This window comes from Terriglobia bacterium (assembly GCA_020073205.1).
Taxonomy (GTDB): Bacteria; Acidobacteriota; Polarisedimenticolia; order Polarisedimenticolales; family JAIQFR01; genus JAIQFR01.
In genome coordinates, this window is record JAIQFR010000036.1 from 14,972 (window position 1) to 36,982 (window position 22,011).

At 70.6% G+C, this 22,011-nt stretch carries 19 protein-coding genes; 14 read left to right on the top strand and 5 right to left on the bottom strand.

Annotated features, from left to right (window positions below):
- Position 1: 1 nt before the first annotated feature.
- Together LAO51_09520 and LAO51_09525 are read right to left on the bottom strand one after the other, a co-directional pair.
- Positions 2–1,489, bottom strand: a complete 1,488-nt coding sequence (locus tag LAO51_09520) for a TldD/PmbA family protein (protein MBZ5638978.1) — start codon at positions 1,487–1,489, stop codon at positions 2–4.
- 53 nt (positions 1,490–1,542) lie between these two features.
- Positions 1,543–1,719 carry a 4Fe-4S ferredoxin gene (locus LAO51_09525; GenBank protein ID MBZ5638979.1) on the bottom strand — a complete coding sequence of 59 codons (177 nt, stop codon included), beginning with the start codon at positions 1,717–1,719 and terminating at the stop codon, positions 1,543–1,545.
- A 123-nt stretch (positions 1,720–1,842) separates the two neighbouring features.
- On the opposite strand from LAO51_09525, the gene LAO51_09530 reads away from it, so the two are divergent.
- The 12 genes from LAO51_09530 to LAO51_09585 all read left to right on the top strand — a co-directional run bounded on the left by LAO51_09530 (position 1,843) and on the right by LAO51_09585 (position 17,117).
- Positions 1,843–3,198, top strand: a complete 1,356-nt coding sequence (locus LAO51_09530) for an HD domain-containing protein (protein MBZ5638980.1) — start codon at positions 1,843–1,845, stop codon at positions 3,196–3,198.
- A complete protein-coding gene (rpiB, locus tag LAO51_09535) occupies positions 3,195–3,662 on the top strand; it encodes a ribose 5-phosphate isomerase B (protein ID MBZ5638981.1) in 468 nt (155 codons plus the stop codon). The genes LAO51_09530 and rpiB overlap by 4 nt, the downstream gene beginning before the upstream one ends.
- 25 nt (positions 3,663–3,687) lie before the next feature.
- Positions 3,688–4,956 (top strand): serine hydroxymethyltransferase, encoded by a 1,269-nt coding sequence (locus tag LAO51_09540; protein ID MBZ5638982.1) that lies wholly within the window; start codon positions 3,688–3,690, stop codon positions 4,954–4,956.
- 3 nt (positions 4,957–4,959) lie between these two features.
- On the top strand, positions 4,960–6,885 hold the full coding sequence (locus LAO51_09545; protein ID MBZ5638983.1) for an ATP-dependent DNA helicase: 1,926 nt from the start codon (positions 4,960–4,962) through the stop codon (positions 6,883–6,885).
- An 82-nt stretch (positions 6,886–6,967) separates the two neighbouring features.
- Positions 6,968–7,447 (top strand): type II secretion system protein GspG, encoded by a 480-nt coding sequence (locus tag LAO51_09550; protein MBZ5638984.1) that lies wholly within the window; start codon positions 6,968–6,970, stop codon positions 7,445–7,447.
- Positions 7,444–7,881, top strand: coding sequence for a GntR family transcriptional regulator (locus LAO51_09555; protein ID MBZ5638985.1), 438 nt, complete (start codon positions 7,444–7,446; stop codon positions 7,879–7,881). The genes LAO51_09550 and LAO51_09555 overlap by 4 nt, the downstream gene beginning before the upstream one ends.
- Entirely contained in the window at positions 7,878–8,786 is a 909-nt protein-coding gene (locus LAO51_09560; GenBank protein MBZ5638986.1) for an ABC transporter ATP-binding protein, read from the top strand. Before LAO51_09555 ends, LAO51_09560 begins: the two co-directional genes overlap by 4 nt.
- Complete coding sequence (locus LAO51_09565; protein ID MBZ5638987.1) at positions 8,779–10,800, top strand: hypothetical protein; 2,022 nt, start codon at positions 8,779–8,781, stop codon at positions 10,798–10,800. The genes LAO51_09560 and LAO51_09565 overlap by 8 nt, the downstream gene beginning before the upstream one ends.
- A gap of 356 nt (positions 10,801–11,156) precedes the next feature.
- Complete coding sequence (locus LAO51_09570; GenBank protein ID MBZ5638988.1) at positions 11,157–12,194, top strand: HDOD domain-containing protein; 1,038 nt, start codon at positions 11,157–11,159, stop codon at positions 12,192–12,194.
- Positions 12,195–12,415: 221 nt separating this feature from the next.
- On the top strand, positions 12,416–12,736 hold the full coding sequence (locus LAO51_09575; GenBank protein MBZ5638989.1) for a cytochrome c: 321 nt from the start codon (positions 12,416–12,418) through the stop codon (positions 12,734–12,736).
- A 141-nt stretch (positions 12,737–12,877) separates the two neighbouring features.
- Complete coding sequence (gene polA, locus LAO51_09580; GenBank protein ID MBZ5638990.1) at positions 12,878–15,895, top strand: DNA polymerase I; 3,018 nt, start codon at positions 12,878–12,880, stop codon at positions 15,893–15,895.
- A 130-nt stretch (positions 15,896–16,025) separates the two neighbouring features.
- Positions 16,026–17,117: a response regulator gene (locus LAO51_09585; protein ID MBZ5638991.1), complete on the top strand. Its 1,092-nt coding sequence runs from the start codon at positions 16,026–16,028 to the stop codon at positions 17,115–17,117.
- A 3-nt stretch (positions 17,118–17,120) separates the two neighbouring features.
- Here the strand turns inward: LAO51_09585 and LAO51_09590 are convergent, their stop codons facing one another.
- A complete protein-coding gene (locus tag LAO51_09590; GenBank protein ID MBZ5638992.1) occupies positions 17,121–19,229 on the bottom strand; it encodes a HEAT repeat domain-containing protein in 2,109 nt (702 codons plus the stop codon).
- A 141-nt stretch (positions 19,230–19,370) separates the two neighbouring features.
- On the opposite strand from LAO51_09590, the gene LAO51_09595 reads away from it, so the two are divergent.
- Positions 19,371–20,138 carry an outer membrane lipoprotein carrier protein LolA gene (locus LAO51_09595; protein ID MBZ5638993.1) on the top strand — a complete coding sequence of 256 codons (768 nt, stop codon included), beginning with the start codon at positions 19,371–19,373 and terminating at the stop codon, positions 20,136–20,138.
- On the opposite strand, the gene LAO51_09600 is transcribed toward LAO51_09595, so the two are convergent.
- Complete coding sequence (locus LAO51_09600) at positions 20,077–20,991, bottom strand: rhomboid family intramembrane serine protease (GenBank protein ID MBZ5638994.1); 915 nt, start codon at positions 20,989–20,991, stop codon at positions 20,077–20,079. The two genes, LAO51_09595 and LAO51_09600, sit on opposite strands and share 62 nt — an antisense overlap.
- 46 nt (positions 20,992–21,037) lie before the next feature.
- On the bottom strand, positions 21,038–21,331 hold the full coding sequence (locus LAO51_09605) for a hypothetical protein (GenBank protein ID MBZ5638995.1): 294 nt from the start codon (positions 21,329–21,331) through the stop codon (positions 21,038–21,040).
- Between the two features lie 28 nt (positions 21,332–21,359).
- On the opposite strand from LAO51_09605, the gene LAO51_09610 reads away from it, so the two are divergent.
- Positions 21,360–22,011 (top strand): histone deacetylase (locus tag LAO51_09610; GenBank protein ID MBZ5638996.1); only part of this gene is annotated, 652 nt, incomplete at its 3' end.

Genomic DNA, 22,011 nt, shown 5'->3' on the forward strand with positions numbered 1-22,011 from the left:
CTCACGCCCCTCCGAGCCTGAACGAAGGGTCCGGGTCCAGCACGAGGAAGTAATGGCTCCCGCCGCTCGACGGGACGCTCTGTCCCCATTTGCCGCACGTTCCGATCGCGTCGAGCATCAGCGGTCCGAACGCTTCCCGGATCGCTCCCAGGGCGCCGAGCATCGAGCCGGAGAAGATCGCGGGACGGTGCAAGCGGATTCCCTCAGGACCGAGCGCGTGGATCGCCTTGCAGTGGAACACGAAGTCCCCGGTTACCGTGTTGACCTGTCCGCCGGCGTACCCCGCGAGGAGCACGATGCGGGGGTGACGCCTGAGGACCCCCGCCCGATCGAGGAGGTCGCGTAGCTCGTTCGGGCCGTAATCCTCGAACGCTCCTGGGGCGGGCTGGGCGCCCTCCACCTCGATCCGGATGTTGCTCATCCTGGGGATCGGAGCGTGCCGGTAGGACTCCGCACGCTCGGCCCCGGTGAGCCGGACCCCGCCGGGTCCCGCGGACCAGGGGTCGGACAGCGCGTCAGCGAGGCGGCCGTGGTCGACGATCGTCGCGCGCTCCCTCCGCAGACCGTTGGCGCTGAACGGCTGCCAGGCGTAATCACCGCGCACCGGCTCGTCCACGATGGACACGTGGCCGGCACCCACGGCTTCGCCTGCGCGGTAGCGGCCCTCTCGCGCGAGGAGGGACGACCGGAACCCGTCGGCCTCCGCCGCGTGCCCGAACGCCTCGTGCGCGAGCCCCTTCGCCAACGCGTAGTCGATCACCAGCGGGTACGTGCCGGCCGGGTGAGGCGGCGCATCGGGCAGGGCCCGGGCCAGCGCCGCCGCGGCGGCACCCCGCCGGACGAGGAGCGCGGAGGCGGGGTCGCTCCAGGGGAGGGCCGGATCGGGGCCGGCCACCGCGGCCGCGACCGAGTGGCGCTCGCCGTCCCCTCCGGCCGTCGCCGAGACGCGAAGCGTGCACCTCGGCGCGGCGTACAGAACGTCCGTTCCGTCGGATCGGAGGATCCTCCATGCGTCCAGCTCGGCCTGGAAGCTCATTCGCAGCGTCACCCCCGGCACGCTCCTCGCGATCTCCGCCTCGAGCTCCGCGAGCCTTATCGCCGCCGCGGTCGGATCGATTCGCTCGAACGCTTCGAGGCCTCCCGGAATCTCCCGCGCCGACAGCGCCGCCATCTCGGGAACCCCTTTCCTGTTCAGGCCCAGGTTGTCCCCACGCGCCGCCGTGTCGATCGTTCGGTCGAGGAGCGCGAGCGTCGGCTCGGGATCGAACCCGTCGCGGCTCGCGAGGAGCGTCCGCCCCTCCGGGGTGACGATCTGAAGTCCCTGTCCGGACATCATGGAGCCGCGGCTGTCCTCGGTCCGGCCCGCCGTGACCAGCACGCGCCGGATCGAGCGGGCCTGGGCCCGCCAGACCAGCATCATGCCCGCGGAGCGCGCCCGGCGCGTCAACTCCGAGCCGAGACCGCCCAGCCGCTCGAGTTCGTGGATCACAGGACTCGCAAGGTAGCCCGGTCGGGGGCGGGAGGCAAACCGCGGGGGAAGGCTCAGTCCAGCTCGATCGCGCCGGAGGCGCAGTTCTCGACGCAGATCCAACAGTTGGAGCACGCGTCGGGGTCGGCGATGCTGGTCCGCCCGTTATGGTGCTCGAACACGTTCTCGGGGCAGACGACGGCGCACACGCCGGTGCTCTCACAGAGGTCGTAGTCGATCGAGATGGCCATCGGCTCCCTCCCGCGCGTCGTATGAGAACTTAGTCGCCGCCGAGGCCCGGGGCAACTCCACGGAGCCGGACCCGCCTTGAACCTCCTTCGAGCGCCGTTGTAGCATGCGCCGCGGAGAACCGAATGCCGGAACCGATGCGCCTCAGGCTCGAGAGAGCCGAGGACGCGCGCCTCGCCCCGTGGGCCCTGCGCTCTGCCGGGGCCGTGCGGCGCCACGCGGTCGAGAACGAGGGGCGGGCGTTCGACTATCGGACGGAGTTCCAGAGGGACCGTGACCGGATCGTCTACAGCCGCGCCTTCCGGCGGCTCCGGCAGAAGGCGCAGGCGGGGATCCTTCCGGCGTACGAGGACCACCGGCGGAACCGGCTCACCCACACCCTCGAGGTCGCCCAGCTCGCCCGGACCGTCGGCCGCGCGCTCCGGCTCAACGAGGACCTGACCGAGGCGGTCGCGCTGGGTCACGATCTCGGCCAGCCGCCGTTCGGGCCGGCCGGCGAGCGCGCGCTGGACGACGTCCTCTCGGGCCGGCTCGATGGCCGGGGCGGCCCCGGTCTCGGCGGCCTACAAGGCTTCCGCCGAGCCTGGCAGGGGATCCGCGTTGTCGACCTTCTCGAGAAGCGTTACCCGCACCCCGGCCTCAACCTGACCGACGCGGTGCGCGAGGGGATCCTGAAGGCGGACGGAGCCGCCGCGGAGCCGCCGGAGGCGGTGGAGGGAGTCCGTCCGGGTCTCGCGCCGAGCTTCGAGGTGCAGGTCGTGGCGCTCGCCGACCGGATCGCGTCCGCGCTCCACGACCTGGACGACGCGCTCCAGGCGAACGCGGTGGATCTTGCGCAGGTGGAGCGCCTCCTCGCGGTCGAGGCGCTCCGGCGCAAGCTCGGCGACCGGTGGCATCAGCGGGCGGGCCGCTTCATGAAGGCGAATGCGATCCACCGCGGACTGACGCACCTCCTGGTCACCAGTGCCATCCTCGCGAGCGAGGGGTCTCTTGCGCGGTGGTCGGAGCGGAATGGCGTCGTCAGCCCCGAGACGTTCCTCGAGATCCGCGACCGCGCCGTGACCCCGGAGACGGTGCGGCTCCCGGCGGCGGCGCTTCGGCTCCTCGAGGACCTCGAGGGGTTCCTCGAGGCGAAGGTCCGCCGCGGGGCGGAGGCGGACCGGGTGGACGGGCGAGGACGACGGGTCCTGCTCGGCCTTTTCGCGGCGTACTTCGCCGATCCGACGCTGCTCGAGGACCACGTGCTGCTTCGCTTCAAGGAGGCCGCGGGAGTACGATACCTGCGGGACCTGCCCCGCGACGCCGTCGAGACGGAGCTGGCCGGGCGATACCGCGGCGACCCGCGCTTCGCGCGACTTCTCGGCGACTATCTCGCAGGGATGACCGATGCTTTCGCGCTGACGGAGCACGCCCAGCTCCTCGAGATGGGAGCGGTCCCGATCCCGAGCGCGGAGCAGCTTCGAAGGGAGGAAGGCCGATGAGGATCGCGATCGGCGCCGACCACGCGGGCTACGAGGCCAAGGAGAGGCTGAAGCGCCGTCTGGGCGAGCGAGGGGTCGATATGGAGGACGTGGGGACGCACGGCACCGCGTCGGTGGACTATCCCGACTTCGCGGCGCGCGTGTCCCGCCTCGTGGCGGCCGGGAAGGCGGACGTCGGCGTGCTCGTGTGCGGCAGCGGGATCGGGATGAGCATCGCGGCCAACAAGGTCAAGGGGATCCGCGCCGCACACTGCACCGACTCGTACACCGCCCGGCTGGCCCGGGAGCACAACGACGCCAACGTGCTGTGCATGGGCTCGCGGGTGACGGGGCCGGGGCTCATGGAGGAGGTGCTCGACGTGTTCCTTAACGCCTCGTTCCAGGGAGGCCGGCACGCGAATCGCGTCGACAAAGTGATGCGCCTGGAGGCGACGGAACCGGGCGAGCCGCGGATCGGCTGCTGAACCGGACGACGGAGGGAGGACGGTCATGGAAGGGAGCTTGCGCGAGGTGGACCCCGAGGTGGCCGACGCCATCCTCCACGAGACGGAGCGCCAGGCGAACGGCCTGGAGCTGATCGCCTCGGAGAACTTCGTGAGCGAGGCGGTGCTGGAGGCGATGGGCTCGGTCTTCACCAACAAGTACGCCGAGGGGTACCCCGGCAAGCGGTACTACGGAGGGTGCGAGTTCACCGACGTCGTGGAGCGGCTCGCGATCGAGCGGGCGAAGCAGCTGTTCGGGGCGGATCACGCCAACGTGCAGCCCCATTCCGGGACCCAGGCGAACACCGCGGTGTACCTGACGACGCTGAAGCCTGGCGACACCGTCCTGGGGATGGACCTGTCCCACGGCGGCCACCTGAGCCACGGCCACCCGCTGAACATCTCCGGGAAGCTCTACCGCTTCGTCGCGTACGGCGTGAGGAAGGAGGACGAGACCCTGGATTACGACGCGCTGGAGCGGCTCGCGCACGAGCACCAGCCGAAGCTGATCGTCTGCGGCGCCTCCGCCTACCCGCGTCTCCTGGACTTCGCGCGCATCGCGTCCATCGCGCGATCGATCGGCGCCAAGGTGATGGCGGACATCGCCCACATCGCGGGGATGGTGGCGACGGGCCGGCACCCGAGCCCGGTACCCCACTGCGAGTTCGTCACCACGACGACCCACAAGACGCTTCGCGGCCCCCGCGGCGGCTTGATCCTCTGCAAGGCGGAATTCGCCGCCGACCTCGACAGGGTCATGTTTCCGGGGATCCAGGGAGGGCCGCTGGTGCACATCATCGCGGCGAAGGCCGTGGCGTTCCGCGAGGCGCTGGAGCCGGCCTACCGGGCGTACATCGACCGGGTGGTGGACAACGCGGCGGCGCTCTCGAAGGCGGTCGGGTCCCGCGGATTCCGGATCGTATCGGGGGGAACGGACACCCACCTGTTCCTGGTCGACGTGTTCTCGAAGGGGATCACCGGCAAGGCCGCCGAGAAGGCGCTCGAGCAGGCCGGCATCACCGTGAACAAGAACACGATCCCGTTCGACACGAACAAGCCGTTCGTCGCCAGCGGGATTAGGGTCGGCACGCCGGCCGTCACGACGCGCGGGATGAGGCTCCCCGAGATGGAAGCGATCGCGGGACTGATCTCCCGCGGCCTCGACTCCCGCGACGATCCCGCGGCGCTTGACGGAATTCGCGAGGAGGTGCTCGCGCTCGCCGGCCGCTTTCCTCTCTACGCGAAGCGCCTTCGGACGGCGGGGGCCCGAGCCTAGGAGATGGCGCCTGCCGGTCCCTTCTTCGCTCCCGGCGGGCCGCTCTCTCGCGCGCATCCGGCGTACGAGCCGCGGCCGGGCCAGGAGGAGATGGCCCGCGCGGTGGAGCGCGTCTTCCGCGACGGCGGCGTCCTGATGGTCGAGGCGGGGACCGGGACGGGCAAGACCCTCGCGTACCTCGTGCCCGCCATCGAGTCGGGCCGGAGGGTGGTCGTCTCCACCGGGACGCGGAACCTCCAGGATCAGATCTTCCGGAAGGACCTGCCGTTCCTCCGCGAACGGGCGGGGTGGACCCTCTCCGCCTGCCTCATGAAGGGGCGAGACAACTACCTCTGCCGGCAGAGATTCGCTGAGTTCGACGCGCAGCCGATGTTCGAGGCCCTCGACGAGCGGAAGTGGCTTCCCAAGCTGCGGAAGTGGGGGCGCAAGACCGAGACCGGCGACCGCGCCGAGATCGCCGACCTGCCGGACGGGCTCAGGCTCTGGCGGGACGTGAACGCCAAGGCGGACACGTGCACCGGTCGGAAGTGCCCGGAGTTCGAGCAGTGCTGGCTCACGAAGCTCAAGCGCCGGGCGGAGCAGTCGCGGATCCTCGTGGTCAACCACTACCTGTTCTTCGCGGACCTCGCGGTGCGCTCGGCGTTCGGCGCCGTCCTCCCGGATTACGACACGGTGGTGTTCGACGAGGCGCACCTCCTCGAGGAGATCGCGACCCAGTACTTCGGCATCCAGGTCTCCTCGGGCCAGGTCGAGGATCTGGCCCGCGACGCCGAGGCGCTCGCCGCGAAGGCCGGCGGCGCCTCGAAAGGCGGCGGTGGGGCCGCAGCACTCCGCCAAGCCGCACGGGAGTTCTTCGGCGTGATCCGGGAGCGTCTCGAGGAGGCGTCGGGGCGCGTCAGGTTCGACGCGCCGGATCGGGGCGGTCCGGCGCTCGAGCACGAGTGGGCGCTCCTCGCCGGCGCACTCGAGGACATCGCGGGCACGGGCTCCGCCCACGGCGACGAGGCGGGGTCGGCGGTCGAGGTCCGGAGCGGCGAGATCAAGGAAGCGCTCGCCCTCGTCCTCCGGAGGAGCGACCCGGGGTACGTCTACAGCCTCGAGGCGCGCGGGAGGGCGGGCGTCATCCTCGCGGCCTCGCCGATCGACGTGTCGACCCTCCTGAGGGAATCGCTGTTCACGCGCCTCCATGCCGCCGTGCTCACCTCGGCCACGCTCGCGGTCGAGGGGAGGTTCGACTTCTTCCAGCGCCGGCTGGGGCTCGAGCAGTGCGAGACGCGCATCGTGGAGTCGCCGTTCGATCACGAGGCCCAGGCGGTCCTCTACCTTCCCGCCCGGATGCCGGAGCCCAAGGACCGCGGCTGGCTCGGGCGCGCGCTGGACGAGATTCACGCGCTGCTCGAGATCACGCGCGGCCGGGCGTTCCTGCTGTTCACGTCGTACGCGGTCATGGCGCGCGTCCGCGTAGGGCTGGAGCGGGAAGGCTCGTGGACGCTGTTCGTCCAGGGAGAGGGGAGCAAGGCCGCGCTGGTCGAGGAGTTCAAGGCGACGGAGGGCGCGGTGCTGCTCGGCACCACCTCGTTCTGGCACGGCGTCGACGTTCCCGGAGACGCACTCTCCCTCGTCGTGGTGGACAAGCTCCCGTTCGACGTCCCGGCGGATCCCCTGGTCGCCGCCCGGATCGAGCGGATCCTGAAGGCCGGCGGGAACCCGTTCGCCGAGTACCAGACGCCGCTGGCCGTCCTCGAGCTCAAGCAGGGGCTCGGCCGTCTCCTGAGGAGCCGCTCGGATCGCGGGATCCTCGCGGTCCTCGATCCCCGCCTCACGACACGCCACTACGGGCGGACGTTCCTGGCTTCGCTGCCCGGGTACCCGGTGGTTCGAGATCTCGGCTCCTGCCGCCGTTTCTTCCAACCCGGCGAAACCCCTTGACAGCGGCCGCGAGTCTCCGTATATTGTCCTAGGACATTAGGACAATAAACGCACCGCCACGGGCGGTTGAGGAGGTGCGGGGATGCGGATCGTGAGGATTTCCCGAATTGCCGTGGTCACGCTATCCATCGCACTGGTCTCAGCGGTGACAGGGGTGCAGGCCCAGCCTCAGCACACCGGCGTTGCTCCCATTTTCATTCAAGCCGATCTCCAGACGAAAACCCTGCGGGACATCAACACCGTCGCCACCGCACTGGCGGCCTTCGCATTGGACAACAGCCGCTACCCAGGCCCGACGGCGGGCTACGTCCCGGCGGAGACGTTGCGAAAGGACCTCCAGCCCATGTACGTCCGGGACCTTCCCGTCACTGACGCGTGGGGGGGCGCGCTCCTCTACTGGTCCGACGGCAAGACCTACCGGATCGTGAGCAACGGCGCGGACCGCAAGCCGGCCGGACCCTACGACGATCCAAGGGCAGGAACCACCACGCTCAACTTCGATGGCGACATCATTCTCGAGAACGGGCGCTTCCGGCAGACGGCGGACGCCGAGTCCAAATGATCCTTGACCTCGATCCCGAAAGCCCGGTGCCGCTCTACCAGCAGATCGTGGACCAAGTGCGCGGCCTCGTGGCGATCGGCGCCCTCAAGGTGGGCGACCAACTCCCGACCGTGCGGGAGCTGGCGATCCGGGGGCGTGTCAACCGCAACACCGCCGCCCGCGCGATCCAGCAGCTGGAGCACGAGGGCGTCGTGAGGACGCGGGTCGGGCAGGGGACGTTCGTCGCCGACGGCGCCGGCCGGGTGGACCGCGCGGGCCGCGAGTTGACCGTGGATGCCGCCCTGGACCGGCTCCTCGTCGAGGCGCATCTCGCGGGGATGCCGCTCGAGGAGCTGGGGTGGCGGCTCAGCCGGCGGATCGAGGGGTTCCGGAGGCGAAGGGAGGGGGCGGCGGTCGGGCCCGACAAGGGTCCGTCCGGGAAGGAGAGCGAATGAAAGAGCCCGCCTTGACGTTCGACGGTGTCCGGAGATCCTTCGGCCGCAACGTCGCTCTCGACGACGTCTCCATCTCCGTGGCGCCGGGAACCGTCCTCGGCCTGATCGGCCGGAACGGAGCCGGGAAGACCACGGCACTGAGGCTCGCTCACGGGGTCCTCTTCCCGGACGCCGGGCGGATCCGGGTGCTCGGCCTCGACCCGGTGGCCAACGGACGCGAGGTCAGGAGGCGCGTGAGCCTGCTGGCCGAGGAATCGGCTCTCTATCCGTGGATGACGGTGGCGGAGATTCTCGGCTTCGGCGCCGCGCTCCACCCGCGGTGGGACGCCGGGCTCGCCGAGTCGCTGCGAAAGCGGCTCGACCTCGATCCCGGATCACGGATCAAGACGCTTTCTCGCGGGACTCGAGCAAAGGTCGCCCTGGTCTTGGCCGTCGCTTGCCGTCCCGAGGTGCTCCTCCTCGACGACCCGACCGCGGGGCTCGATCCCCTGGTCAGACGGGAGGTGCTCGAAGGGATCCTGGACGCCGTCCCGGCCGAAGGAGGGATGGTGGTCTACGCCTCGCATCTCGTCCACGACGTCGAGCGCGTCGCCGACCGGGTGGCGATCATGGACCAGGGCAGGATCCGGTTCGACGGCTCGCTCGACGAGATCAAGGCGAGGATTCGCCGGGCCACCGCGGTGTTCGATGGCGACGCTCCGCGGGCCATGGTGCTCTCCGGACAGATCGACGCGGTGGCCGAGGGTCGCGTTCTGCGCGTCGTGAGCGACGGGGCGAACGGCGACCTCGAGTCCACGCTCCGCAAGGCCGGCGCCCGCGAGGTCCGGTTCGAGGCGCTCCCGCTCGAGGAGATCCTGGTCGCGTTCCTCCGGCACGGGGATGCGAGGGAGGCGGATCATGCTTAGGGCGCTCCTGTGGAAGGAGTGGCGGCAGACCCGGGCGCTGCGCCTCGCAGGCCTCGCGCTCGGCCTCGTGCTCCCGGTCGCATTCCTCGCCGGCGCGTCCGCGGCCCGCAGGGGGTTCGCGCCGTTCGGACGTCTCGGGAGCGACGCGACGCGGACGATCCTCCTCGAAATCCTGCCCGCGACGCTCGCGATGGCGATCTGGCCGCTGGCGGCGCTCCTGGTCACCGCGCAGGCGTTCGCAGGCGACCGCGCGGCGGGTGTCGAGAGCTTCCTGCTGGAGAGACCGGTGCCGCGCAACAAGACCTGGCTGGCGCGGCTGCTCACGTCGCTGGGATCCACGCTGGTGATCGCGGCGGGGACCGGGCTCCTCTGGGCGTTGTTCGCCTGGTCGTCGGCGAGCCCTTCGTCCGACGCCTGGTTCGACGCGGCGAGGTTCTTCGCGGCCGGAGGTCTCCTGACCGGGCTTGCTCTTTGCGGGGCGGTCGCTGCGGCCTCCGTGGTGGCCGCGCCCCTGGCTGCCGTGCTGCTCGGCCTCCTCATGGCCTTGGCACCCATCGCGATCGCCTATTTCCTGTATTTTTGGTTCCCCTACGCGGCATTCCACGCCGTCCCCCTGGGTCTCGTCATTCCGTGGCTCCTGCTGCCGGCGTTCCTGGTCGCGTCGTCGTTCGCCACCTGCCGCGGCGAGCCCGCGGGGAGAGGGCGGGCGTTTCGTTGGGGGGGCGTTCTCGGGATGGCCGTCGTCGCCGTGCTCGTGGTCTTCTTCCTCGCGGCACCGGTCTGCGTGCGCTTCGAGTCGACGCGTCTCGAGCGGGGCGCGGCCGTCGTCGCCTCGGCGACGGCCCCCGTCGCTTTCGTCGGGAACGCTTGGGAGAATGAAGGCGGGTGGATCGTGGACGTCGCGAGCGGGGGAAGAGGGACGTTCGTCGCTCCGCCGGTCCACCAGTTGGCTTGGAGCCGCGACGGGAAGCGGCTCGCCGTCCTGACGTCGTCGAGCTGGTTCGGCGGCGTCGCGGCGTCGCCCCGGCTCGAGATCCTGGACGCGCACGGACGGCGCATCGGGAGGCCGGTTCCGATTTCCGAACCGGGCGGCTGGCAGCGGTTCACCTGGGCGGGAGATCGCGTCGTCCTCTCGGCCTGGCGCGACCGCCAAGTAGGGCTCGCAGTCGTGGACCCCGTTTCCGGCGACGTTCGCGAGACCGACCTCTGGCGCAACTACTGGAGCCTGGGTGTGCTGCGTCCGACCGACGACGGAACGCTGTTCGTGGCGGTGGGAGCGACCGGCGATTCTTCCGCCAAGGTCCAGGACAACCAGTCTCGCGCGCAGGAGTCGGTGGATTACACGGTGCACCGCCTCGACGTCGAGCGGGCACGCATCGAGCCCGAGCCGATACTTCGCGAAACCGGACGGCCGTGGGCGGCGACCGGGCGGCTGTCACCTTCCGGCCGCTACTGGCTGGTGGATCGCGCCGCCGATCGTTGCGACACGCGGCCGCTCCTGGATCTTCCGACGGGTAAGGAGATCCCGCCGCAGGTTCCTCGTGGGGCCGTGTCGTGGCTCGCAGGGGACGCGCTGGCGTGGATGGAATCGGACGGCGTTGAAACGCGTCTTCTTCTCGGCTCGCCCGGCGAAGAGGCGAAGGTCCTGCGGCGTTGGCGAAACGTCGATGCTTACCTCGAAATCTCCCCCGACCGGAAGCTGCTTTTCGTCCGAGCCGGCGAACGATCCAAGGACCGAGTGGCGGACGACGCGAAGTGCCCGGAACTCCGCGCACGGTCCTTCAACGGCCTCCCACCTGAGGGAATCGTGCCCGAGGCGCGGGTCTACGAGGTCGCCACGGGGCGATGGATCGATCTGCCACGGTGGAAGCCGGACGGAATGCCGGGTGGTCGATTCGCTCGCATCTGGGCCGGTCCCCGGACCCTCGCGCGCACCGGCCCCGGCTTCCTCGCCCTCGAGGACATCGACCGGCCGGGAGTTCTTCGCCCGGTCATCGGGCGTGCGAGCGACTGATCGACTTCCGGGGGCGCGGACGACATGGACGAGCCTGCCATCGCGACGTCGGGTCTCACGCGTCGCATCGGCCCCCTGGCCGCCGTCGACGATGTCGCGTTGACGTCCCGGCGGGGTGCGTGTACGGGTTCCTCGGGCTCAACGGGGCGGGTGCGAGGGGATACCTTCAAGCGGCGAATCCGCGGGAGCGGCCGGTACTGGAACGCTCCGTCACCCCCGCCTCCGCCCCTTGGCGCTACGGCCGACTCACTCCCATATTGTCTGCGGTGCCGTCGGGACACTCCTCGCGACCGTCTCGGCCTGCACCTTGACGATTCACGGCTGGAGGGAACGTGGCGCAGGCCGCACGACGAGAAATGGGCGGACGCAAGCCATGGCAGGCCGATTACGGGCAAGGCGAACACACGATCGACTGCGACCAGCTCGGATTCTTGGACGAGCAGGCTCTGACCGATCGGCTGGTTCAGACGTTCGATTCTCCCGGCTACCATCCACCGCGGCTTCCCGAGGTCGCGACCGAGCTCCTGGCCCTCTCGCAGGATCCCGACGTGGAGTTCCGCAGGATCGAGTCTCTGCTCGAGCGGGACGCCATGCTGGCCGGCGAGGTTCTCTCCGTTGCACGGTCCGCCTTCTACGCTCGATCCGGATCGGTGGTCCTCCTTCGTGAAGCTCTCTCTCGCGTCGGCCTGGAGAAGCTGCGGGGAATCGTCATGCAGGCCGCCATGACTCTCCGCGTCTTCCGCTCCGCGTCGTACCGGGGCTGGATGGAGCGATTGCAAGCCCATTGTCTCGCCACGGCCCACGTGGCCCGGTTCGTATCGCGGCATACCCCCATCCCGGAAGAGCAGGCATTCCTCTGCGGGCTCCTTCACGACGTCGGGATTGCGGGGATCCTACTCGTCCTTGGTGACGTGGGGCGCGGCAAGCAGCCACCCGCCCTCGACGTGCTGTGGCCGGCCATCCATGCCGCCCACCCCAAGGCAGGGGCCCGGATGGTCCAACTGTGGGGCCTGCCGCCGGATCTCGCATTGGCGGTAGGAGCGCATCACCAGGTTCGCATCGAGAAGTTCGACCACCCGCTTGCGGCTGCCAACTGCCTCGCGGAAGCGTTGACGGCCGAGCTGGACATGGCCCTCGTCCCGGCGGGGGACGGAGGAGAACTGAAGGCGGAGCTGGCCGGCTCGCCTCTTCCGCTCCAAGGCCGGATCGACCAGAGCGACGCCTTGACCCTCGAGCGAGCCCGCGGCGCGCTGGCGCTCACCGACTCGACGCTCGATCGCATCCGATCCGACGCGCGGGAGTGGGCGCGCGCCTCGGAGACCCCGACACCGGCGTCCGAAGCCCGAATGCGGATTGGACACTCGGGTGGACACGCGCGGGGTGGTGGTCGGTAGGGGAGGCGCGGGGATTCACGACGCGAGGCCAGATCATGGCCCGCCTGGCCTCGATCGCGGTTCCAGCTCGCCGAGATCTTGCCCGCGAAGGGCGCGCCGGGGAGCCCGTGAACCCGAGAAGCAAGAGATCGCACGGTCGGAGTAACATGGAAGGGGAACCCGGTCGGGGGACCGGATAGCACGACTCGCAGGCCAGGGAGTCGAAGGAGAGGGAAACGCTCATGGAGAATCGCCGGATGGTTCTGGTCCTCGTCGTTCTGATTGCGGTCTTCGCCCTTCCCGCCTTGGCGGACGGGCCGGATGGGAAGGCCCTGTTCGACGCCAAGTGCGCCATGTGTCACGGGAAGGACGGGGTCGCGAAACCGATGGCCAAGAACGCGGCCAACCTGAACGACGCCAAGTGGCAGGCGGCCACAACGGCCGACGCGATCGAGAAGATCATCTCGGGAGGGAAGGGCAAGATGCCCAAGTACGCCGAGAAGCTGAAGCCCGAGGAGATCAAGGCGATCGCCGCGTACGTCAAGAGCCTGGGACCGAAGTAGCTCGATCCAGAGCCGGCGGGAGGCTGGAGCCCATCCGAGGAAGCTCTCCCGCCGGCTTTCAACCCGAATCACCGCGTCAGCGGCCCGAGTGTGCCGTCGGTTCGACGTGGAGTCGGCTATCATGCGCGCGCGGAGAATCCCATGGCGGACGACACGCGCGCGAAGACCCTCTATCTCGTCGACGGCACCTCCCAGCTCTTTCGGGCGTACTTCGCGATCCGGGGGCTGAGCAATCCCGGCGGGATGCCGACCGGCGCGGTCTACGGCTTCACCACGATGCTCCGCAAGCTCGTCGGGGACGAGAAGCCGCGCTACCTCGCGGTGGCTTTCGACCTGCCGGGGCCCACGTTCCGGCACGACCGGTACGCGGACTACAAGGCCCACAGGCCGCCCGCGCCGGAGGACCTGAACGTCCAGTTCCCGTACGCGAAGAAGGTCTGTGAAGCGTTCAGGATCCCGGTCCTTGAGCTCCCCGGGTTCGAGGCGGACGACCTGATCGCCACGTACGCCCGCCTCGGCCGCGAAGCGGGCTTCGACGTGGTGGTCGTGGCGTCGGACAAGGACCTGCTACAGCTCGTGGACGACCGGGTCACGGTCCTGAACCCATCAAAGAATGTCCGCCTCGATGCCGCCGGGGTGGAGGAGTTCTTCGGCGTGCCGCCCGGGCGCGTGCGCGACGTTCTCGGCCTGATGGGCGACGCGGTGGACAACATCCCGGGAGTGCCCGGCGTCGGCGAGAAGACCGCGATCGCCATGGTCGCCGGGTACGGCGGCGTCGACGAGGTGATCGGCCGCGCGCAGCGCTTCGTCGCGGCGTTCGAGGCGAGGGACGCGCTCCTTGCCGTGCTCGAGGCCGTCGGGAAGGACGACCCGCTGTCCGAATCGACCGCGCGTGCCGCGAGCGAGGCCGGGGAATCGGTGGCGGCGCGCCTCCGCGACCTGCTCGCGGTCGAGAGGGACGAGGCGTTCCGCGGCAGGCTCGACGAGCTCGGAGGAGCGCTCGATCGAGCGGCGCTCGGGCGCCTCCCGTCGAGGGCCGGCTCGGAGGGGCGCGCGGTCGCGAAGGACCTTCAGGAGCTGATCCGGGCCTTGAAGGACATCGAGAAGGGAAGCGGGCGAAAGGCATGGCAATCGGTCCGGGACCACGCGGAGGAGGCACGGCTCTCTCGAGAGCTGGCCACGGTGGACGCTCTAGTCCCGGTCGTGTTCGACGCCGAGGCGCTTCAGACGGAGCCACCCGACCGCGAGCGGCTGACGGCGCTCTTTCGCGAGCTGGGTTTCAGGAGGCTTCTTGCCGAGGCCGAGGAGGCGCCGGCGCCGGCCGAGGTCGCAGCGGAGGCTCCCGCCCGTGCCGACTACCGCACGGTGCTCTCCCGCCCTGACCTCGAGACCGTCGTCGCCGCTTGCCGGTCCGCGGGCTGCTTCGCCGTGGACACCGAGACCGACGGCGTCGATCCGCTCCGAGCGCGCCTCGTCGGCATCTCGCTCTCCTCGGCGCCGGCGAGCGGCGCGTACGTTCCCGTGGGCCACGACTACCTCGGCGTCCCGGAGCAGCTCCCGCTCGCGACGGTGCGGGAGGTCCTCGGACCGCTCCTGGCGGACCCCGCCGTGGGGAAGATCGGGCAGAACCTCAAGTACGACCTCCACGTCCTCCGCCGCCATGGGCTTCCGGTCGAGGGGTGGCGTCTCGATACGATGGTCGCCGCCTTCCTCCTCGAGCCCGACCGGCCGACGTTCAACCTCGATGGCCTGGCCAGGGACCTCCTCGCGTACGAGACGATCCGGTACGAGGACGTCGCCGGGAGCGGCGCGAGGCAGAGCACCCTCGACCGAGTGGACGTCGCGCGGGTCACAGAGTACGCCGCGGAGGACGCGGACGTGACACTCAGGCTCGCGGAGGTGCTGGAGCCGAGGCTCGTCGAGATGGGGCTCGACGTCCTCTACCGGGAGGTGGACGGTCCGCTCCTCCCCGTGCTCGCGCGGATGGAGGCTTACGGGATCCGGGTCGACGTGGGCCGGCTGGCGGCAATGTCCGCCGAGATGGGGGAGGCGCTCGACCGCGCGCGCAGGGAGATCCACGCCCTCGCCGGCGCCCCGTTCAACGTGGACTCCCCGAAGCAGCTCCGAGAGGTGCTGTTCGAGCGGCTCGGCATGAAGCCCGGCAGGCGGACCGCGAAGAGCGGTGTCGCCTCCACCGACGCCTCGACGCTCGAGGACCTCGCGGGCGAGCACGAGATCGCCCGCAGGATCCTCGAGTACCGGGAGCTGGCGAAGCTCAAGGGGACCTACGTGGACGCCCTCCCGGAGCTCGTCAACCCGGAGACCGGCCGCGTCCACACCTCGTACCATCCCACCGGCGCCGCCACCGGCCGGCTCTCGTCGTCGGACCCGAATCTCCAGAACATTCCCGCGCGGACCCCGATGGGACGGAGGATCCGCTCCGCGTTCGTGCCGGCGGAGGGCTGGGTGTTCCTCGCGTCCGACTATTCCCAGGTCGAGCTCCGCGTCCTCGCGCATCTTAGCGGCGACCCGGAGCTGATCTCCGCGTTCCGGGCGGGGGAGGACATCCATCGGCGCACCGCCGCGAGGATCTTCGGCGTGGACCCGGCGCTCGTGACGGACGAGATGCGCCGCCGTGCCAAGGCCGTGAACTTCGGGGTCCTCTACGGGATGTCCGAGGGCCGTCTCGCGCGCGAACAGGGGATCTCCCGCGCAGACGCCAAGCGGTTCATCGAGGCGTACTTCGAGCGGTTCCGCGCGGTGAGGGCGTACATCGAGCGGGTCCGGGACGACGCCCGCAGGACGAGGGAGGTGAGGACGTTCTTCGGTCGCGTCCGGTTCTTCCCCGATCTGAGCGGCCGGGCCGGGCGGGCCGCGGAGGAGGCTGCGCTGCGCGCGGCCGTGAACACCACGGTCCAGGGCACCGCGGCGGACCTGATGAAGATGGCCATGCTGCGGGTGGATGCGGCCCTCTCGGGTGCCGGTCTCCGAACGAGGATGCTCCTCCAGGTTCACGACGAGCTGCTCCTCGAGGCGCCGGAGGAGGAGCTCGGTCGCGTGGAGCCGTTGGTGAGGAAGCTCATGGAAGAGGTGCACCCGCTGGAGGTTCCGTTGCTGGTGGACGGGAAGACCGGAGCGAGCTGGATGGACGTGACTTGACCGGCGACGCGCGCGGCGGCGAGACGGCCGCGCGAGTTCCGGCTCCCCTTGGGTTTCCACCGCCGAAGCGCTAGTATCTTCGGCCGCCGTAAGAGCCGGCCGTTCCCCGAAGAGAAGAGGATCGCGCCCGATGACGGTACCCATCGAAAGCGCCCCGCGAAACCACGTTCTCGTGGTGGACGACGAGCTGTCGGTGCGGGAGCTCCTCGCCGACGCGCTCGACGCGTACGGCTACACGATTCGGACCGCGGCGAGCGCCGCCGAGGGGTACAGGATCGTGGAGGAGGGGGACACGCACCTCATCCTGTCGGACATCGACATGCCCGGGGAAAGCGGTCTCGACCTGCTGCGCAGGATCAAGGCGCACGACGCGGACATCGACGTGATCATGGTCACCGGCGTCGTGGACGTGGACACGGCGATCGGCGCGATTCGCGAGGGCGCCGCCGACTACGTGGCGAAGCCGTTCAACATCGAGGAGGTCCGGATCGTCGTCGAGCGCACCGTCCGGAACCGCCTCCTGGTGCTCGAGAACCGGGCCTACCAGCTCCACCTGGAGGAGATGGTCCGGCAGCGAACGCGGGAGCTCGAGGAGTCCTACGAGGCGACCCTGCAGGCGCTCGTGACGGCCCTCGATTACCGTGACAACGAGACGCAGGGGCACTCGTTCCGCGTGGTGGAGTACGCGGAGCAGGTCGCGCGGCGGGTCGGGGTCGGCGAGGCGGACCTGGCGTGGATCCGGCGGGGAGCGATCCTCCACGACGTGGGGAAGATCGGCGTCCCCGACGCGATCCTGAGGAAGCCGGGGAAGCTCGACCCCGACGAGTGGGTGGAGATGCGGAGGCACCCCGAGATGGGGTACCGAATGCTCCGCCACATCGGGTACTTCACGCCGGCCCTCGACATCGTGCTCTCCCACCAGGAGCGATGGGACGGATCGGGTTACCCGCGCGGCCTCAAGGGGGAGGAGATCCCGCTCGGCGCGAGGATCTTCGCGGTGGTGGACACGTTCGACGCGATGACCTCGGACCGCCCCTACCGACGCGCGCTCTCCGTCGACGCGGCCCGGGAGGAGGTCCGGCGCTTCGCCGGCATCCAGTTCGATCCGAGGGTCGCCGCGGCGTTCCTCTCCATCGGCGACGAGATCTGGGCCGAGATTCGTGCCCGGGTCCGGCGCGACCTCGACGCCACGGTGTCCCGACTTCGCGACGAGGGCGCGTAGAGCCTACCGGAGCGGCTCGGTCCCGGTCCCCTCGAAGCTCCGGATCGTGGCCACGTGGTCCCCCGGCAGGGTCCTCAGCACGACGCCGAGGAAGTTCTGGACGACGGAGCCGAACGCGGTGTAGCGGCCGTCGAGGTGCGGCTGGGCCGAGAGCGCGACGAACCACTGGCTCCCCGCGGTGTCCGGACCGTCGGTGGCCATTCCGACCGTGCCCGCCAGGAAGCGAGCGCGACCGAGCTCGTCGCGGATCGAGTAGCCGGGGTCGCCGTTCCCGTCCCCTCGCGGATCGCCGTCCTGGATCACGAAGTTGGGCACCGCCCGGTGGATCGTGAGCCCGTCGAAGAACCCACGGTCCGCGAGCCGCGCAAAGTTCCACGACGCCAGGGGCGCGGTCTCGGTGTCGAGGGCGATGGTGAAGCGCGCGGGAGAATATCCCGGCCGGTGCATGGTGACGATGACCGCCCTCGGCTTCGATCCCCACTTCAGGATCTCGACGTAATCCTGAATCGGCCGCTCGGACGCCGCCCCCGCGCGGCTCCCCTGGTCCTCGCCGAACACCGACCGGAGCTCGTCGATCGCCTTGAGGCGCACGAGGCGGTCGGGGTCGGCGAGCCCCGCCTCGAGGAGGGCGTGCGCCCTGGGGTTCTTGCCGCCGCGCGACGCGGCGTCGAGCGCCGCGAGCTTCGCGAGAGGGATCGTGTCCGCCGCCGCGCGCTTCGAGACCGCCTCGATCAACGCCAGCGCCTCCTCGCGCTCCTCCGAAGTGGCTCGCGGGCGCTCCAGCCGGAGTCCGGCCACCCGGGCGACCGCCTCGCGCACCGCGGGATCGGGCGACGAAGGGGTGGTCTTCAGCAGCTCCGCCAGGGAACCGTCGGCTCCCGCCCGCGAGGCGACCGCCGCCGCCTGGACCCGCGGGTCGGGATCCCCCAACAGCCGGTCGACGATCTCGCGGGACTTCGGGTCGGTCCGGCCCGCGAGGTTCAGCGCCGCCGCCGCCCGAAGCTCGGGGGAAGGGTCCTTCGACACGCCGGCCGCGATGGCGGCCGCGACATCCGGGCTCATCTTGCCGAGGGTCGCGACCATCGCCACCTTGATCCAGAGGCACGGCTCGTTGACGATCCCCGAGACGAGAAGGTCCTTCGCCATGGGGCCCGAGATCCGGCCGAGACCTTCCGCCGCCGCGTACGCCACCGCCTTGTCCCTGGATCCCAGCGCCCCCCGGACGTAGGGGTCGATGGGCGCGCCGGGAAAGGACAGGGAGCGGATCGCGTTCACCCGGACTCCGATCTCGTTGTCCGAGGTCAGCGTTCCGAGGGCGCGGGTCTCCTGCAGAAGCGCGGGCGCGAACAGTCCCCGGGCCGCCTGCATCCGAACCTCCGCCACCCGTGACTTCGCGAGGCCGACGAGGCGCGCCCGCACACGGCTCCGGTCGGCCTCCCCCAGCTTGCCCGGCGCCGCGCCGGAGGACGGGGGCTCCAGCCCTTCGGCGCCGAGACGGGCGAGCGCGTACGCCGCCGCGAACGCCGAGAACGGATCGGGGTCCGCGGACGCCTTGATCAGCGGCTCCACGGCGAACGAGGGATCGGCGAACTTCCAGGCCGCGAGGCACGCGCTCGCCCTGACCTTGACGTCCGGGTCGAGCAGGAGCGTCGCCAGCACGTCGGCGGACGACGGAGCGTGGATCTTCCCGAGCGCCTCCGCGACCGCGGACCTCGCGAGGGCGTCGGCGTCCTTCGCCGCCTCCAGGAGACGGGGCAGGGCGGTGGCGTCGGCGAGCTGCCCCAGCCCGAACGCGGCCTCGACGCGGACGGAGGCCTCGACGTCCTTAAGCGCGGCGACCAGGAGGGTGCTCGCTCCGGGGCCACCGATGCGGCCGACCGCGCGGACCGCGGCGGCCCGAACGCGAGGGCTGGGGTCCGAAAGCGCCGCTCGAAGGGGATCGTCCGCGATCCGCCGGTCCTCGGCCCTGAGGACCGCCGCGAGCTTGAGGATCGACGGGTCCTCGGCGGGAGCCGGCGGCGCGGCCGGCTCCGGCGCACCCGCGGCGATCGCGATCGCCGCGAGGGCGAGCGCCAGGAGCGGAAAACCGGCGGAGAAGACCCGTGGTCGCATCGCGCTCTCCTGAGGAAGCGAAGGAGCCGATTATAGGGTCGGCGACCGCGGCGGTCGAAGCACGGCGCGTCTTGACGCTCCCCGACCCGGCTGGTAATGTCGCAGAGAAGGGCGGCTCCATCGAGGGAAGCAGGTGTTTCGATGACGATCTCCGTGCCGCGTCGAGCCGCGGAAGCAGCGGGAATCGCTCTTCTCCTCGCGTGCGGATCGGCGCTCGGAGCGCCCGAGCGGAAGGAGCCGTCCGCAACCGGAGGCGGGGTCGAGGGCCCGGCGCTCCAAGAGGTCCTGGCCGGCTTCGACCGCGTGCAGGGGACCATCCGGACGCTCTCCGCCCAATTCGTCGAGACGACGGCGAGCCAGTTGCTCAAGGACCCGATCCAGGCGAAGGGCCGGTTCTTCTTGACGAAGCCGTCGTCGGTGCTGTGGGAGTACGCCGAACCCGAGGTGATGCGCTTCTCCATCGCCAACGACCAGTACGTGGGTTACTTCCCGCAGCGGAAGAGGGCGGAGCGGAGCGACGTCCACCGTTGGAGCGAGCGGATCTTCCGGATCTTCGGCCTGGGCCAGACGTCGGCCGAGCTGGGGAAGTTCTACTCGGTGCGTGCGGCCGAACCCGGCCCGGACGACCCGGGGACGCGCCTGCTCGTGCTCGAGCCGAAGAAACGTCGGGTGCGGAAGCACATCGAGCAGGTCCGCCTCTGGGTCAGCGCGTCGACGTACCTCCCGGTCAAGATCGAGCTCGGCGGCAAGGACGGGTACGTCCGCGTGATCCAGTTCCACGACGTGCAGGTGAATCCCGTCCTCGCGGCGTCCCTTTACACCATCGAGATCCCTGCCGGCGTCACGGTCACGAACGGAACGTCGGGTCTCGAAACCGTGCGCCCGCAGGGTCCGACCCGGCCGCGCTGACGCCGACGGGTCCGATTCGGCGGCGCCGCAGCACTCCCCCGAGTAGCAGGCCGGCCGCAAGCCCGCCGAGGTGGGCCGCGACGCTGACCCGGTCCCCGCCGATCGTGGTGGGCGTCAGAAGCGCCGGGAGGACAAGGAGCCCGATCCCGACCGTCCGCACCACGGCGCGTCGCGGGAGAGGCGCGTTCCGGGCGCTCAGGACCGTCGCCGCGACCCAGCACCCGAACAGGCCCGCGACGGCGCCGGACGAGCCGATGGTGACCGTGCCGGGCTCCGACGTGGCAAGGACCGCTGCGCCTCCCAGGATTCCGCTCGCCAGGTAGACCGCCGTCGTCCGGACCCAACCGAACCGCTCGATCAACGGGACCGCGAACACCAGCATCGAGAGCCCGTTCCAGAACACGTGCCGGAGGTCGGCGTGAATGAAGAGCGACGTGACGAGCCGCCAGAGCTCGCGGGGAGGCTCTCCCGCGACGAGACCCCCGAGCGAGGCGAATCGGGCGGCGCCTGGATCGGGGCCCACGAGCGCGATGACGACGGCGAGATGGCTGAGCGCGAGGATCGCGGCGGCGGCCAATGGCCCCCTGGGGAACGCGGCCTTCTCCGCCTCGCGACGCGCCGGGGGCGCCTCCTCCTCCGTGAGGGGGCCGGCACCGAAGAACTGCGCGACGACCGCCTTGGCGACGTCCTCGTCCGTCTCGCGCACGGTGAAAGCGAGGCCGGGTTCGGGCTCCGCGCGCACCGCGGTGTCGAACGGGATCCCGGCATCGCGAAGCGCCTCTTCCACGACCTTCGCCACGGACGCGTTGTCCGCGACGAGCAGCAGGACGCGGCGCGCCCCCAGCCCGGGCATCAGGTGTCCCGAGGCGGCGCCGGGACCCGGCGGGCGGGGACCGCCATCAGCGGAACTGCTCGCGCAGTCTCCGGAACCGTGAGGCGTAGATCCGGTCGAAGAGTTCCATCCGGTCGGGCAGGAGGACGAGGCATTCCATTCGCAGCTCTCGCTCCGCGATCGCGCAATCGAGATCGGAGAACGACGAGGTGACGATCATGGAGGCGACACGATCGGCGTGCCTCTGCAGCACGTCGGCGGGTTCGTCGCGCTCCCGGTCGGGCGTGGGGTAACCGGCAGCCATCGCGCTCTCCTCGGCGAGACTACACCCGTCGCCGGGGAGCCGCCACGGTCGTATCATGCTCGCTCACGACGACGCGGAGGCGCCCATGCCCGATGTCGGCCTCGTGCTGGACCGCCGATTCGAGGAGCACGACACCGGCCCGCATCACGTCGAGCGCCCGGCCCGTCTCGAGCGGGTGCGGGGCGGCCTCGAGGAGCGCGGGCTCGCTCGACGGTGCCGGAGGATCCCTCTCGAGCGCGCCTCCGACGAGGTGCTGTGCCGTGTCCACCGGATCGAGCACGTCAGGGCCGTCGAGGAGGCGTGCGCGGCCGGGGTGAGGATGCTCGACGCCGACACGGCCGTGGGGCGGAACAGCGCGGAGATCGCCCGGATCGCCGCCGGAACGACGGTCGCGCTCTGCCGCGAAGTGGCGCGCGGGACCCTCCGCGCCGGCTTCGCGGCGGTGCGCCCTCCCGGCCACCATGCGGAGAGCGATCGGGCGATGGGTTTTTGCCTGTTCAACAACGTCGCGGTGGCGGCCGCGCACCTTCGGGCGGAGGAGGGGGTCGAGCGCGTCCTGATCGTCGATTGGGACGTCCACCACGGGAACGGCACCCAGCACGCCTTCGAGGAGGATCCGACCGTCTTCTACTTCTCGGTACACCAGTTCCCGCTCTACCCGGGCACCGGCGGACCCCGCGAGACGGGGAGCGGCGCGGGGAAAGGCGCGACGCTCAACTGCCCCAATTCCTTTGATC

Bases quoted from the DNA above. Each gene is read 5' to 3' on its own strand.
- LAO51_09525 (MBZ5638979.1), bottom strand. From the start codon at position 1,719: ATGGCCATCTCGATCGACTACGACCTCTGTGAGAGCACCGGCGTGTGC.
- LAO51_09530 (MBZ5638980.1), top strand. From the start codon at position 1,843: ATGCCGGAACCGATGCGCCTCAGGCTCGAGAGAGCCGAGGACGCGCGC.
- rpiB (MBZ5638981.1), top strand. From the start codon at position 3,195: ATGAGGATCGCGATCGGCGCCGACCACGCGGGCTACGAGGCCAAGGAG.
- LAO51_09540 (MBZ5638982.1), top strand. From the start codon at position 3,688: ATGGAAGGGAGCTTGCGCGAGGTGGACCCCGAGGTGGCCGACGCCATC.
- LAO51_09545 (MBZ5638983.1), top strand. From the start codon at position 4,960: ATGGCGCCTGCCGGTCCCTTCTTCGCTCCCGGCGGGCCGCTCTCTCGC.
- LAO51_09550 (MBZ5638984.1), top strand. From the start codon at position 6,968: ATGCGGATCGTGAGGATTTCCCGAATTGCCGTGGTCACGCTATCCATC.
- LAO51_09555 (MBZ5638985.1), top strand. From the start codon at position 7,444: ATGATCCTTGACCTCGATCCCGAAAGCCCGGTGCCGCTCTACCAGCAG.
- LAO51_09560 (MBZ5638986.1), top strand. From the start codon at position 7,878: ATGAAAGAGCCCGCCTTGACGTTCGACGGTGTCCGGAGATCCTTCGGC.
- LAO51_09565 (MBZ5638987.1), top strand. From the start codon at position 8,779: ATGCTTAGGGCGCTCCTGTGGAAGGAGTGGCGGCAGACCCGGGCGCTG.
- LAO51_09570 (MBZ5638988.1), top strand. From the start codon at position 11,157: ATGGGCGGACGCAAGCCATGGCAGGCCGATTACGGGCAAGGCGAACAC.
- LAO51_09575 (MBZ5638989.1), top strand. From the start codon at position 12,416: ATGGAGAATCGCCGGATGGTTCTGGTCCTCGTCGTTCTGATTGCGGTC.
- polA (MBZ5638990.1), top strand. From the start codon at position 12,878: ATGGCGGACGACACGCGCGCGAAGACCCTCTATCTCGTCGACGGCACC.
- LAO51_09585 (MBZ5638991.1), top strand. From the start codon at position 16,026: ATGACGGTACCCATCGAAAGCGCCCCGCGAAACCACGTTCTCGTGGTG.
- LAO51_09590 (MBZ5638992.1), bottom strand. From the start codon at position 19,229: ATGCGACCACGGGTCTTCTCCGCCGGTTTTCCGCTCCTGGCGCTCGCC.
- LAO51_09595 (MBZ5638993.1), top strand. From the start codon at position 19,371: ATGACGATCTCCGTGCCGCGTCGAGCCGCGGAAGCAGCGGGAATCGCT.
- LAO51_09600 (MBZ5638994.1), bottom strand. From the start codon at position 20,991: ATGCCCGGGCTGGGGGCGCGCCGCGTCCTGCTGCTCGTCGCGGACAAC.
- LAO51_09605 (MBZ5638995.1), bottom strand. From the start codon at position 21,331: ATGATACGACCGTGGCGGCTCCCCGGCGACGGGTGTAGTCTCGCCGAG.